Source organism: Taklimakanibacter lacteus (genome assembly GCA_003576695.1).
Classification (GTDB): domain Bacteria; phylum Pseudomonadota; class Alphaproteobacteria; order Rhizobiales; family Aestuariivirgaceae; genus Taklimakanibacter; species Taklimakanibacter lacteus.
The window spans coordinates 299370-312557 of record QOZQ01000004.1; the positions used below are offsets into that span (position 1 = coordinate 299370).

16 protein-coding genes are annotated in these 13188 nt (G+C 62.5%); 9 read left to right on the top strand and 7 right to left on the bottom strand.

Annotated elements, in window-relative coordinates:
- Positions 1-150: 150 nt before the first annotated feature.
- From DT068_RS09685 to DT068_RS09695, 3 genes are all read right to left on the bottom strand, one after another.
- Complete coding sequence (locus DT068_RS09685; protein ID WP_119389611.1) at positions 151-1041, bottom strand: PfkB family carbohydrate kinase; 891 nt, start codon at positions 1039-1041, stop codon at positions 151-153.
- Positions 1042-1262: 221 nt separating this feature from the next.
- Positions 1263-1769 carry an SIS domain-containing protein gene (locus DT068_RS09690; protein WP_368904594.1) on the bottom strand — a complete coding sequence of 169 codons (507 nt, stop codon included), beginning with the start codon at positions 1767-1769 and terminating at the stop codon, positions 1263-1265.
- Positions 1754-2413: an orotidine 5'-phosphate decarboxylase / HUMPS family protein gene (locus tag DT068_RS09695; protein ID WP_162914110.1), complete on the bottom strand. Its 660-nt coding sequence runs from the start codon at positions 2411-2413 to the stop codon at positions 1754-1756. The genes DT068_RS09690 and DT068_RS09695 overlap by 16 nt, the downstream gene beginning before the upstream one ends.
- 207 nt (positions 2414-2620) lie before the next feature.
- On the opposite strand from DT068_RS09695, the gene DT068_RS09700 reads away from it, so the two are divergent.
- The 4 genes from DT068_RS09700 to DT068_RS27965 all read left to right on the top strand — a co-directional run bounded on the left by DT068_RS09700 (position 2621) and on the right by DT068_RS27965 (position 5125).
- The gene (locus DT068_RS09700; RefSeq protein ID WP_119389614.1) at positions 2621-3064 is read left to right on the top strand and encodes a TIGR03067 domain-containing protein; all 444 of its coding nucleotides are present in this window, start codon (positions 2621-2623) and stop codon (positions 3062-3064) included.
- Between the two features lie 130 nt (positions 3065-3194).
- Positions 3195-3416: a hypothetical protein gene (locus DT068_RS09705; RefSeq protein ID WP_119389615.1), complete on the top strand. Its 222-nt coding sequence runs from the start codon at positions 3195-3197 to the stop codon at positions 3414-3416.
- A 295-nt stretch (positions 3417-3711) separates the two neighbouring features.
- Positions 3712-4863 (top strand): NAD(P)/FAD-dependent oxidoreductase, encoded by a 1152-nt coding sequence (locus DT068_RS09710; RefSeq protein ID WP_119389616.1) that lies wholly within the window; start codon positions 3712-3714, stop codon positions 4861-4863.
- 25 nt (positions 4864-4888) lie between these two features.
- Entirely contained in the window at positions 4889-5125 is a 237-nt protein-coding gene (locus DT068_RS27965; RefSeq protein ID WP_162914111.1) for a hypothetical protein, read from the top strand.
- A gap of 40 nt (positions 5126-5165) precedes the next feature.
- Here the strand turns inward: DT068_RS27965 and DT068_RS09715 are convergent, their stop codons facing one another.
- The 4 genes from DT068_RS09715 to DT068_RS28320 all read right to left on the bottom strand — a co-directional run bounded on the left by DT068_RS09715 (position 5166) and on the right by DT068_RS28320 (position 7213).
- A complete protein-coding gene (locus tag DT068_RS09715) occupies positions 5166-5468 on the bottom strand; it encodes a YsaB family lipoprotein (protein ID WP_119389617.1) in 303 nt (100 codons plus the stop codon).
- A gap of 275 nt (positions 5469-5743) precedes the next feature.
- Positions 5744-6163, bottom strand: a complete 420-nt coding sequence (locus DT068_RS09720) for an organic hydroperoxide resistance protein (protein WP_119389618.1) — start codon at positions 6161-6163, stop codon at positions 5744-5746.
- A gap of 34 nt (positions 6164-6197) precedes the next feature.
- Positions 6198-7094 carry a DMT family transporter gene (locus DT068_RS09725; protein WP_119389619.1) on the bottom strand — a complete coding sequence of 299 codons (897 nt, stop codon included), beginning with the start codon at positions 7092-7094 and terminating at the stop codon, positions 6198-6200.
- Positions 7091-7213: a hypothetical protein gene (locus DT068_RS28320; protein ID WP_368904595.1), complete on the bottom strand. Its 123-nt coding sequence runs from the start codon at positions 7211-7213 to the stop codon at positions 7091-7093. Before DT068_RS28320 ends, DT068_RS09725 begins: the two co-directional genes overlap by 4 nt.
- A gap of 342 nt (positions 7214-7555) precedes the next feature.
- Here DT068_RS28320 and DT068_RS09735 point away from each other — a divergent pair, with 342 nt between their 5' ends.
- The 5 genes from DT068_RS09735 (at position 7556) to rpoD (ending at position 13173) form a co-directional block, all read left to right on the top strand.
- Complete coding sequence (locus tag DT068_RS09735; protein WP_119389795.1) at positions 7556-8149, top strand: DUF4126 domain-containing protein; 594 nt, start codon at positions 7556-7558, stop codon at positions 8147-8149.
- 61 nt (positions 8150-8210) lie between these two features.
- Entirely contained in the window at positions 8211-8495 is a 285-nt protein-coding gene (locus tag DT068_RS09740) for a BrnT family toxin (RefSeq protein ID WP_119389796.1), read from the top strand.
- The gene (locus DT068_RS09745) at positions 8479-8766 is read left to right on the top strand and encodes a BrnA antitoxin family protein (protein ID WP_119389621.1); all 288 of its coding nucleotides are present in this window, start codon (positions 8479-8481) and stop codon (positions 8764-8766) included. Before DT068_RS09740 ends, DT068_RS09745 begins: the two co-directional genes overlap by 17 nt.
- Before the next feature lie 162 nt (positions 8767-8928).
- The gene (gene dnaG / locus DT068_RS09750) at positions 8929-10890 is read left to right on the top strand and encodes a DNA primase (protein WP_119389622.1); all 1962 of its coding nucleotides are present in this window, start codon (positions 8929-8931) and stop codon (positions 10888-10890) included.
- Between the two features lie 228 nt (positions 10891-11118).
- A complete protein-coding gene (gene rpoD / locus DT068_RS09755; RefSeq protein WP_119389623.1) occupies positions 11119-13173 on the top strand; it encodes an RNA polymerase sigma factor RpoD in 2055 nt (684 codons plus the stop codon).
- Positions 13174-13188: the final 15 nt, after the last annotated feature.

Here is a 13188-nt window from a genome sequence, read left to right on the forward strand (position 1 = left end):
AATAACAGGGAATTTTCGCAAGAAAAGTCTCGCCCGAGCAATTTCAAGGACTTGGCAAACCGAGCAGGGAATTGGACTTTATCTGGAGCCGTGTGAAGGGACGTCATCCGTCAGGCCGCTCTCATCTTGATATTTCCCAAGATCCTGCGGTCACGCCCGCAATTGCAAGGCCCCGCCGGGATGGGCGCAGGTCGCGGCCGCGATCTGCATGGCTTCTTCCAGGCAAGTCCGCCAGCTGCCGGCATTCTGCGGCATTCCTTCCCGGATGATGAAGGCGATCACGGTCGCCAGCGTCGCATCGCCGGCGCCCATCGTGTCGATGACGGGTTTCTCTGTCCGGGCAATGGGAACCGACAGCGTCGCGCCTGAGCGCGTGTGGAGGCTCGCTCCTTCCTTGCCGTGGGTGAGAATAAGCGTCTCGACGCCGAGATCGAACAGGCGCTCGATCGCGGTCTTCCGGTCGCCGTAGAACAGGCCGATATCCTCATCGCTGAGCTTGACCAGCCCGGCGGTGGCCATGGCCTTCTCGGCGCCTTCGCGGTAGCTCGCCATATTGGCGATGAGCAGGGGCCGTGGATTGGGATCGACGACGGTGAGCCCCTTTGCCTGCCCGAGGGCCGCAACCAGGATGTCGGTCTGGCTTGCGTCATCGAAAGGGAAGGAATTGACCGCCACTGCCGCGGCGGCGCGCATCGCCGCAATGACCGCGTCGCTGAAAGCGATGCGGCGGCGGAACATGACCGGGTTGAATTCATAGACCGGCTCGCCATTGATGCGGCGTGAGAAGGCGACGCCGGTGAAATCGACATTGGGCGCGTTGAAGATCTCAACGCCTGCCTCGCGCAGATGGCGCTCGATCAGGAAGCCATGGCGGTCGGCGCCGAAACGAGTCACCAATTGCGACGACAACCCCAAGCGCGCAAGACCGACCGCGAGATTGAGGGCGGCGCCGCCGGGATGATATTCGATCCTGTCGGGGGCGAGCTCGACCGCATCGATGATGCCGTCACCGATGCTGAGGACAGTCGGTATTGCAGTCATTCCCCTTCTCCCGTGCGCAGCATGGGAGAAGGTGGCCGTAGGCCGGATGAGGGCTCTTTCGCCCAATCTGGAGTGAACTCACCGTGTATTCGTTGTCGAGACAAAGAGCCCTCACCCGCCCTCCGGGCACCCTCTCCCATTGCTTCGCAACGGGCGAGGGGGAAAATTGGAGAGAGGTCGCTCGCCCCTAGAGTTGTCATTGTCACGCGTGACTTTGCATCTCACTGCAGATTGGTGTGGCGGTGGAGCATGAGCTGATGCGCATCCGGCATGTCGCGCGCGAGGCTCAGGATCACGCTGTCGAGCAGCAGCAGGCAGGATTGCTCGAACAGGCTGCCGCCGAACTGCTCGGTCGTCTCGACCGGCACGGGCAGCACGATATCGGCGATGCCGGCGAGGGTGCCTTTGGGCTTGTGGGTCAGCGTCACCACCTGCGCCCCTTCCGCTCTGGCGATCCGGGCAAAGCCGACGCTGACCGGCGTCTCGCCCGAGCCCGAGATGATGAGCAGCGCATCACCCCGGCGGATCGAGGGCGCCGACACCTCGCCGACAAAATGCACCATGCGGCCCATATGCATGAAACGCATCGCCGCCATCTGGGCGGCGAGGCCGGAACGGCCTTGGCCGGAGAAGAACCAGCGCCGGTCCTTGTCGGCGAAGGCGGCGACGACGCCGGCGAAGGCCTCCGCATCGATGCGGGCGAGAAGGCTCGTTATTTCCTGTCCCACGGCCAGCCATGGCCTGGATTGGGCAGCCTGTCGCGGATCCATCGCAGCACCTCTCTGGGATTGGCGGCTTCGGTGATGGCGCTGCCGACGACCACGATCTCGGGCGCCACGTCGATCACCGCCGCAAGGGTCTTGGGGCCGATGCCGCCGGCGAGCGAAACGCGGAAGCCACGCGCATGCATGTCCCTGACCGCATCGATATGGGCGGTCGAGGTGTTGCCGGCGAGGCGGGCATCGGTGGGCGAATGGACCGCGACATAGGCGAAGCTCGGCGGGAAGGTCGCACCCTCAGGCAGAAGCTCCGCCTTGCCGGATTCGGTGATCGTGTCGACGATGACGGTGGCGCCGAAAGCCTGGGCACGCTGGCCGACCGTCGCATGGGTGGCGCTCGAGGCGCAGGACAGCACCGTCATGAAGGCAGCACCGGCGCCGAACACCATATCGGCCTCGAGCCCACCGCCATCGACGGTCTTGGTATCGGCGAGCACCAGCACATCCGGACAGAGCTCGCGTGCCGTGGTGATGGCCGAGATGCCGAAGCGCTTCAGCAGAGGGGTGCCGATCTCGACGATATCGGCAAAGGGCTTGACCAGGGGCAGGAGGGCCAGATGTTCCGGCTTGTCGAAGGCGATCTGCAGGAGCACGATTGTTTCCGCGAGCGAGAAGGGCGGGCCCGGTTCTAGCAATCTATGCGGCGCATCGCCAATGGTTGTTTGACAAAGACGGGAACCGTCGGTGGGCCGGTATTCCTCCCCGGGTCTCGTAGCAAGCGCGCGTGAAGGCGTCGGCGTTGACCTTCGGCGCACAAGCGGCTCACAATCGGCCATCGGGATTACGGGGAGAAATGCCTCATGAGGCTGTTCCAATATGGTGCATTGATGCTGCCGGCTTTTGTGCTTCTGGGCATGCCGGCGAGGGCGGCTGATGTGGAACAGCCTCTCGCGACATCCCTGGAAGGGGATTGGACCGCCGTCACGGCCGAGCGCAACGGGGCCGCGGCGGGCGAGCTGGTCGGCAATCGCCTCGCTTTCGATGAGGATCGATTTCGCATCTCGAGGGACAATCAGGCGATCTATGGCGGGGGCTTCACGTTGAACAGCGAAGTCAGCCCGGCGCAAATCGACTTCGCGATCGGGGAAGGGGCGGCCAGGGGGCAAAGCTGGCTTGGCATCGTGCGGTTGGAGCATGAGGTCCTTACAATTTGCGACAATGCACCGGACCCCAAAGCGCCCCGGCCAACCGGCTTCGCCACGTCGGCGGGCTCGGGACATGTCTGCCTGACTTTCAAGCGTTAGGTTCCGGCCCTGGAACTGCAAATTTAATGTCCGGTTTGGCCGCTACAGCCCTCAAGTCATCTTGAGCAAATCGCAAGACCTGCTAGATTGTGTGCCGGCGGGCAGGGGCTGTTTTAATTCTGGAACTGACATGGCATTCTACGTTTATTTTGCCTCGGCAACAGGCAAAACGCGTATTCACCTGGGCTCATGCCCGCATTGCCGCGACGGGCGCGCGGCCGACAAGGAGAATCAAGGCGGCTGGACCCAGGCCTTCCGGACTCTTTCCGAGGCCGAGGGCTATGTGAGCCGGATGTTCCCCTGGTTCAAGGACAAGAAGAAGTGCCACCACTGCCTGACGGGCAGGGCGTAGCTCACTTTTCATTCTTGCTGGGTTGATGATTCGTGCAGTCGAGGTGAAATCCGATTGCGCGGGCATGGGAACGTGGCGAGAACGCCGGTTGAGAGATATGTTACCTGGTTGCCACAGCCGATCTGAAAAGTGTCTGCTCTGCTGGGAATCCGGTGTCGCTTGACCGGGGCTCGGATTATCCTGCCGCCATCAAAGTTCGAGGGGAGGCCTAGGCGGGTGTCCCAAAAGGCCCGTCCGGTCAGCACCGGGCGGGCTTTTATTTGCGGCAAGCCGATCCACGGATCATGAAACCGGAATGAGCACTGCCCCACATGTCATCGTGATCGGCGCCGGATCGCTCGGCCTGTGCGCGGCCACAAGCCTTGCCGACCAGGGCGCCCGAGTGACCGTCCTCGATGCGCAAGCGATCGCGTCGGGCTCCACCGGCCGCTCGGTCGGCGTCGTCGGCACGCAGTTCACCAACCCTCTCGACATTCTCCTGCGCCGCCATGCGATGGCCTGCTTCAGAAAGTGGGAGGGCCAGGGGCTTGCCTTCCATCCTATCGGCTATCTCCGCCTGGCGCGAACCGCGGCACAAATGCATCTGTTCCGGCAATCGCAACCGATGCGGGCGGAGGCCGGCTTCCGCTCGCGGCTTTATGAGGCGCATGAGCTCAGCCAGCTTGTGCCGCATCTGGACGTGACGGGGATCGCCGGCGGCAGCTTCGGGCCCGATGACGGCTTTCTCGACCCGCATGAGCTTTGCATGTTCCTGGGCGAGAAGCTGCGTGTGCAGGGCGGCAAGATCCATCAGTTCTGCAAGGTCGAGGATATCAGCCGGCGCAGCGGCGGCTATCGGGTAATGACGAGCAAGGGCGCATTCGAGGGCGATATGGTGGTGAATGCGGCGGGCGCCTGGGCGCCGCGGATCGCCGCGCTGTTCGGCCAGGCGCTTCATGTGCGGGGCGAACGGCACGAGGCGGTGAGAATCCTGCTCGACCGGCCGCTCGACTACACGATGCCGATGGTGATGGACCTGGTGAATGGCGAGGGGAGCGGCCTGAACTTCCGGCATGACAGGCCTTGCGAGCTCATTGCGGAAATCCACAAGGTCGATTCAAGCGGGCCTGAGGATCCGGATGCCTATAACGACCAGTGCGACGAGGCTTCGAAGATCCATCTGGCCGAGCTTCTGCTCGAGCGCCTGCCGGAGCTTCCGGGGGCGCGACTTGGGCGAGGCTGGGCCGGGCTCTATCCCGTGACGGCGGATCATCGTCCCTTTGTGGGACCGATCGATGCGGCGGAACCCGGACTGGTCACCGCGGCGGGTGCGGGAGGATATGGCATCCAGCTGGCACCGGTGATCGGCCAGATCGCCGCCGACTGGGCGTTGCATGGCGCGCCCGTCTCGGTGCCGGGCACGGAAGGGCTCGCGCCTTCGCCCGCCCGCAATGTGGCCTTCTCTTGATCGGCGCAACGCCGGCCGGATCGCCATGGAACAAAAAGCGGTCGGCGGACGTTCTAACCGATTGATGAAGGCAAAACGAAAGTTCGATCCGAAAACCCTGCGCGTTGACGATCAAATTGCGAGGGCACGCAAGCTTGCCGCCATTTCAGTGCCCATGGTGGCCGAGCTTTATCTCTCCCACATCGAATTCTGCGAAGCGAAGCAGCCGAAACACCACCCCAGATCGCGACCAGCGCGGCAGTGGCCATCGCGCAGAAGCTGAAGAGCCGCTGAAAATTTATTGTGACTTCCTGGCGGCGCAGCTATTCGCTGCCTGTCCCTTCCACCGCCATGCCGACGAACTTGCCTGCCGTATCGAAGGAGCAGTGGAAGGCCCGCTTGCCATTGGCGCCCTGATCGGCGGTGCCGGAGACGGAGAAATTGCCGTCGGCTTCGGTGGCCTTCTTCACCTTCACCTTGTTCGGCTTGAGCGCGAAGGTGTCGAGCGCCACCTTGAAGCAGTAATTCGGCATGTCCTTGGGACGAACCGGCTCTTCCTGGGCGATGGCCGACCCGCATATCATGCCGGCCGAAAGAAATACGAAGATGGTGTGACGAGGCCTCATTTGAAATCCCTGTTTGCCGCTGACTTCCAAGGCACGAACGCTGACTGCGTATTAAAGCGCCGTACGGCGCTCCAGCTTTATTTAGCGCATCGGATTGTCCCAAAAACCGCTTCGCATGGCCGGGTCAAGCCCGGCCACAAGCTTTTTGGTCCGATGCTCCAAGCATAACTTCCCGCCCATGCGCCCAGCAAGCCCATCTCATGCGGGAGCTGAGGCTCAAACGAAAAAAGTCCGCCCGGATTATCCGGGCGGACTCCTGAATGGCCCATGAACGCTCAGACGACCGTGGTCGTGACCTGGATATTGCCCCTGGTAGCGTGGCTATAGGGACACACGACATGCGCTTTCGTGACCAGATCCTCGGCCTTGGCCTTGTCGATGCCGGGCAGGCTCACTTCAAGTGCCACGGTGAGGCCGAAGCCCTGCTTGTCGTCGCGCTCGCCGATGCCGACATTGGCCGACACTTTGGCGTCGTCGGAAACCTTGATCTTCTCCTTGCCGGCGACGAATTTGAGGGCGCCCAGATAGCAGGCGGAATAGCCGACCGAGAAAAGCTGCTCCGGATTGGTGCCGTTGCCGGTTCCGCCCATTTCCTTAGGGACCGACAAGGTGACGTCGACCTTGCCGTCATCGGTGCGACCCTTGCCGTCGCGACCGCCGGTTGCGCTGCCATGCGCGGTGTAATCAACTTTCATCGGGAGACCTCCTTCTTTTTGAGGGCGAACTATCTCATGCCGTCCGCCGGCTCGCAATCGCGACACCCGTCGCCGCAATGGCCATGCCGAGCCAGGCCAGAGGCGGCATCGCCTCGCCGAGGATCGGCCAGGCCATCAGCGCCGACACGGGCGGCACCAGATAAAAGAGCGACGACACGCGCGACACCTCGCCCAGGCGGATCATGGCGAGCAGCAGCGTCATCGAGATGAGCGAATTGCCGATGACGAGATAAGCGAGCGCCACCTGGAACTCGGGCGATGTCCAGTCGACCGTCAAGGTCTCCAGCAGGAGCGCCAGCGGCAATGTCGATGCAAGACCCGCCGCATACTGGATCATGTTCGACACGACAGGGTGATGATGGCTGCCGAAGCGCTTCTCCCAGAGCGTGCCGGCGGTGATGCCGAGGAGGCCGCCAATGGAGCACAGGACTCCGAGGATGCTCTCGGTCGCGATGGCGGAGCGGGCGAGGATGACGGTCGCGGCCCCGGCAAGGCCGAGCACCAGGCCCAGCCAGCGCAGGGCGCTCACTCTTTCGCGCGCGAAATAGGGCGCGATGAGCCCGACCAGAATCGGTTGCAGGCAGACGATGATGGCGACCGTGCCGGAAGCGGCGCCCAGGTTGAACGCCAGATAGCACATGCCGAAATAGACGCCCTGGATGAGGAAGCCGACAAAGGCGATGTGGAACCATTGGGACAAACGGCGCGGCCAATCGGGTTTCAATATGAGCGCCAGGGGAGCGAGCACGACAAGCACGACGGCATAGCGCAAAGCGAGGAAGGTCAAGGGCTCGGCATGCCTGATGCCGAGCTTGGCGATGCTGAAGCCGCCCGACCACAGAACGAGAAAGATGGCGGGCGCCAGCAGCAGCCAGAGAGGGCGGCCCGAGGCCGGCGCTGCCCCGCTCATTCAGCGCGCTTCCCGGCGAAGTGAATGCTTCGCCGATGAGGATAGGCGTCAAGTGCCGCATCGGCGAAATCGGTGCCGACCTGCTTCAGGTCGTCAAAATACCAATCAGGTCTGGTCATGGCGGCATGCTCGCAGACGGGGAGGGGGTGAGCCAGAGCAGGGGGCGGGCGGATACCATGCGTAAGGCGCATGACGTTTGTTCCCTCGCCCTGCAAGCGAAGCGCAGCGGGGAGAGGGAAGGGGCCCGACGCGAAGCGTCGGGAAGGGTGAGGGGCAACGGGCGCTGCAGGTTTGCTTACTATCTGATTGAGACATCGCAAACGCGCTTCGACAGGCCCCTCACCCTCCCATTGCTTCGCAATGGGTCCCTCCCTCTCCCCGCTGAAGCGGGGCGAGGGGATATGTGCGTCGGCGTTCGGTTCACTATATAATGACCTGGATTGTGGTGAGGAGTGATGGCCATGACGCGCATTGATCTGATGGTGTCGATCGCGCTCGGTGTCGGGCTGGCGGCGGCCGTGGGATTCCGCGTCTTCCTGCCGTTGCTCATCACCAGCATCGCCACCTATGGCGGCTACATCCCGGTCAGTAGCGGCTTCGAATGGCTGGGCTCGCCCGCCGCCATCATCATGCTGGGCGTGGCGGCGCTGGCCGAGGTGCTGGCTTATTACATTCCGGGCGTCGACAATCTCCTCGACACGATCGCTGCGCCGGCCGCCCTCATCGCCGGCACGCTGGTCTCGGCCGCCGTGATGGCCGATGTGCCGCCCCTCATCAAATGGACGGCGGCGGTGATCGCGGGCGGTGGTGCTGCCGGCATCACGCAAGGCGTCACCACCATGATCCGGGCCAATTCGACCGTACTGACGGGGGGACTGGGCAACTCGGTCGTCGCCACAGGCGAGCTCGGCGGGGCGGCGCTCGTCTCGCTCCTCGCCCTTGCCGTACCCTTCGTGGCGCTGGGGCTCGTCATCCTGTTCTGCTGGTTCGCGGTCAGGACGATCAGGCGATTGCTGCGGCGGGGGCCCAAGCCGGAAGCCCAGGGAACAAGTTAAATCCCAAGCATTGCAGTCCAACCAGAATGTATGTACAATATTGTACATACATGGAGCTGATGTGCGCTTCGAATGGGATTTTGAGAAGGCCAGAAGAAACCTGGCCAAACACGGCATCACTTTCGAGCTCGCTCAGCGCGTTTGGGATGATCCGTTGCATGTCGTCATTCCTGATCGGATCGAAGATGGAGAGCAACGATGGCATGCGATTGGTGCGGTCAGCGCAGTCGTCATCGTGGTTGTTGTTCATACCTACCCTGACGAAAACGATGCGAACCATGTGAGGATCATTGGCGCTCGAAAGGCGACATCGCATGAAAGGAGACGCTATGAAGAAGAAGTTTAGCAAGGCGGAGCGCGATCTGCTTGCCAAGCTTGAAGCGCTGCCGGACTCTCAGATCGATACTGGAGACATTCCGGAAGCACCAGCCAAGAATTGGCGTCTAGCCCGGCGCGGCGATCTCTATAGGCCGACCAAACAGCCTGTTACTATTCGCATCGATGCCGATGTTCTTGCCTGGTTCAAAGAGAATGCGGAAGGCCAAGGCTATCAGACCGAAATCAATCGTGTGCTCCGGCACCATGTAACTCGTGTCGAGAAGCGATCCGGACGATAGATCTCAACAGCTTTTCCAGCGGAGATTTCCTTCTAATGCATTGTTTTATCTTTGTTATTTTTGACGCGGGGGATTACTGCCGGTTTTGTGCCTATGGCCGTATCAAATACCGCTGAAACGTTGTCTGACTGAGTCCGTTGAAAGTAGCCGAGCCGCCCATAAATGAAATTCTCGCCCACATTCCTCGATGAGATTCGCGCCCGCGTCTCGGCGTCATCCGTCGTGGGCCGCCAGGTGCAGTGGGACCGGCGCAAGTCCAATCCGGGACGTGGCGATCTGTGGGCCTGCTGCCCCTTCCACAACGAGAAGACGCCGTCCTTCCACGTCGATGACCGGAAAGGCCGCTATCACTGCTTCGGCTGCAAGGCCTCGGGCGACATCTTCACCTTCCTGACCGAAAAAGAAGGCCTGAGCTTCCCGGAAGCGGTGGAGCGGCTGGCGCAGGAAGCGGGCCTGCCGATGCCGCAGGTCTCGGAAGAAGACGAGCGGCGCGAGAAGCTGCGGACCACGCTCTATGACGTGATGGAGCTGGCGGCGAAGTTCTTCGAGGAAATGCTGCAATCGGCCAAGGGTGCCCGCGCCAGGGGCTATCTCGCCGATCGCGGGCTCAGCGTCGCGATCCAGCAGGAATTCCGCCTGGGCTTCGCGCCCGATGACCGCTCGGCCTTGCGCACCAGACTGGCCGACAAGGGCGTCACCGTCGAGCAGATGGCGGAAGCGGGGCTCGTCGTCACCGGCGATGACATTCCCGTCGCCTATGACCGCTTCCGCGACCGGGTGATGTTCCCGATCCGCGATCCCAGGGGGCGCGTCATCGCCTTTGGTGGCCGGGCGCTGTCCAAGGAGGCGCAGGCTAAATATCTCAACTCGCCGGAGACGCCGCTCTTCCACAAGGGCTTCGTGCTCTACAATCTCGACAAGGCGCGCGGCCTCGCGCACCAGGCGGGCGAGATCGTCGCGGTCGAAGGCTATATGGATGCGATCGCACTGCATCGCGCTGGCCTCGGCCATGTGGTGGCGCCGCTCGGCACGGCCCTCACTTCCGACCAGTTGGCGCTTCTGTGGCGGATCGCGCCCTCTCCGACGCTGTGCTTCGATGGCGATGCGGCGGGCCTCAAGGCGGCCTATCGCGCGCTCGATCTGGCGCTGCCGCTGCTCAAGCCCGGCCATTCGCTCAAATTCGCCTTGCTGCCGGAAGGCCAGGACCCGGACGACCTTCTCAAGACGGAGGGACCGGAAGCGGTGAAGGCGGTGATCGCCGAGGCCCGGCCGCTGGCCGACATCCTATGGAACCGCGAGGCCGACCAGGCGCGAATCGACACACCCGACGGGCGGGCCTCCTTCGAGGTCAGGCTCTCCTCCCTGGTGCGCGAGATCGGCGATGAGACGGTGCGTAAATATTACGGCGAGGACTTCAAGGCGCGGCTCGCCCGCCATCTGGCTCCGCAAGGAGGGCCATCGCTCCGCGGCTTCGGGCGGGGGCGGACGAAATTCGTGCCCGCCAAACCGCTGCTCAGCGCAAGAAGAGGGCCCCGGGCACGGCCCTTGCCGCATGATTATTCCGCGCCCCCCAGCGAGGGGCTCAGGGCAAGTGCCCTGGCGCAGCGCAGCACGGTGCATGAGCAGGAGCGCCGGGAGCGGCTTTTACTCCTAGGAATCATCAATCACCCCGAGCTTTTGCATGATTTTCTGGACGATTATGCCGCAGCGGAGTTCACTTCCCGCGAGCTTGACTCGATGAAGCGGCAAATCATAGATATGGCCGCCTTGGCGGAGGGTCTTGACGGACCGGCTGTCAAGGACCACTTGAAGACCCAAGGTTTTGGGCCGGTTCTGGCCCGCCTTGAAAGCCAGGCGGCACGTCTGAACGAATGGTTCCTGAACCCCGGTGCTGCGTCTGCGGACGCCCGGACAGCGCTTCGTCAGATGTTCGCACTGCACAGGAAAAGCGTAACTCTAGATCGGGAGCTCAAAGCTGCCGAGGCACAATTCGCCGCCGATCCGACGGAGGAGAAGCTCATCGCGTTGAACCAGATCCGCGAAGAGCTCAAATCCCACGCCGGAATGGAAGCCCATATAGAGGGCTTCGGCGAGGCCTCGGGGCGCGACGCGCCTGCCTTCTAGGGTTCGTCATGTTGGTTTGGCGCGTGATCTGATCGGAAAACCGGTATCCACTTTTCCGGATCACGCGCATGGTTATGGGTTGGCGCGTGATCTGATCGGAAAACCGGTATCCACTTTTCCGGATCTCGCGCATGGTTAGGAACAGGTTAACGGGCCGGCGGCTACAACCGCTCACGGCCCCGAATCAGTTGAGACGAGAAGGATAGGCGACGCATGGCCCGAGCCCAGATGCGCGAACCGCAGAACGAAGAGAACGAAGCCCAACCCCAGGCCGAGGAGCAGGAAGCCCAGGAGACGCCGGGCGAAGGCCAGGATTCTCCCGTTCTCGATCTCACCGATGCGGCCGTCAAGCGCATGATCAGGGCCGCCAAGCAGCGCGGCTATGTCACGCTCGACGAGCTCAATTCCGTCCTCCCCTCGGAAGAGACGAGCCCTGAGCAGATCGAAGACATCATGTCGATGCTCAACGAGATGGGCATCAATGTCGTCGAGAGCGAGGAAGAGGGCAACGACACCGCCAAGACCGCCAAGGAAGAAGAGGCCGAGCCTTCCGAGAATCTCCCGATCAAGGTCGAGGCCGAGAAGACGCCGGCTGACCGCACCGACGATCCGGTGCGCATGTACTTGCGCGAGATGGGCCAGGTCGAGCTTCTGTCGCGCGAGGGCGAAATCGCCATCGCCAAGCGCATCGAGGCCGGCCGCGAGGCGATGATCCAGGGCCTGTGCGAAAGCCCGCTCACCTTCCAGGCGATCATCATCTGGCGCGACGAATTGAACGAAGGCAAGATCCTGCTGCGCGACATCATCGATCTCGAAGCGACCTATGCCGGCCCCGATGCCAAGAACAAGCAGCCGGTGATGTCGGACGAGAAGCTCGCCGAGCCCAAGAAGCCCGAGCCCATCAAGAAGCCCGAGCCGCGCCGCACGATGCGCCGCGACGATGAATATGGCGATGTGCTGTCGCCTGAGGATTTCGACAAGCCGCAGGTCGAAGAGGACGATGACGAGGGCGATGATGATCCGGGCGTGTCGCTCTCGGCGATGGAAGCCGAGCTCAAGCCGCAGGTTCTCGAAACCTTCGACCGTATCGCCAAGACCTACAAGTCGCTGCGCAAGCTGCAAGATCAAGAAGTGGGCGACAAGACCGCCCTCTCGCCCTCGCAGGAGCGCCGCTACAAGAAGCTGCGCGACGAGATCATCGTCGATGTGAAGTCGCTCTCCCTCAACAATGCGCGCATCGAAGCGCTGGTCGACCAGCTCTATGACATCAACAAGCGCCTCAATGCGCTGGAAGGCCGCCTCATGCGCCTCGCCGAGACCTACAAGGTGCCGCGCGATGTGTTCCTGAAGGAATATCAGGGCGAGGAGCTCAACCAGGAATGGCTGCGCCGCGTCGGCCGGCTCGCCAAGTTCGGCTGGAAGAAATTCGCCAATGACGAGAAGGAATCGATCCGCGTCATCCGCGATGAGATCCACGAGCTCGCCACCGCCACCGGCCTGCAGATCCCGGAATTCCGCCGCATCGTCGCCATGGTGCAGAAGGGCGAGCGTGAAGCGCGCATCGCCAAGAAGGAAATGGTCGAGGCCAATCTTCGCCTCGTCATTTCGATCGCCAAGAAATACACCAATCGCGGCCTGCAGTTCCTCGATCTCATCCAGGAAGGCAATATCGGCCTGATGAAGGCGGTCGATAAGTTCGAATATCGCCGCGGCTACAAGTTCTCGACCTACGCCACCTGGTGGATCCGGCAGGCGATCACCCGCTCGATCGCCGACCAGGCGCGCACCATCCGCATCCCGGTGCATATGATCGAGACGATCAACAAGATCGTGCGCACGTCGCGCCAGATGATGCATGAGATCGGCCGCGAGCCGACGCCTGAAGAGCTGGCCGAGAAGCTCTCGATGCCGCTCGAGAAGGTGCGCAAGGTGATGAAGATCGCCAAGGAGCCGATCTCGCTCGAGACACCGGTGGGTGACGAAGAGGATTCGCATCTCGGCGACTTCATCGAGGACAAGAATGCGATCCTGCCGATCGATGCGGCGATCCAGGCCAATTTGCGCGAGACGACGACGCGCGTGCTCGCCTCGCTGACGCCCCGCGAAGAGCGGGTCTTACGCATGCGCTTCGGCATCGGCATGAACACCGACCACACGCTGGAAGAGGTCGGCCAGCAGTTCTCGGTGACGCGCGAACGCATCCGCCAGATCGAGGCGAAGGCGCTGCGCAAGCTGAAGCATCCGAGCCGCAGCCGGAAGCTCCGGAGCTTCCTAGATAACTGATCTTCGTTGGGGACG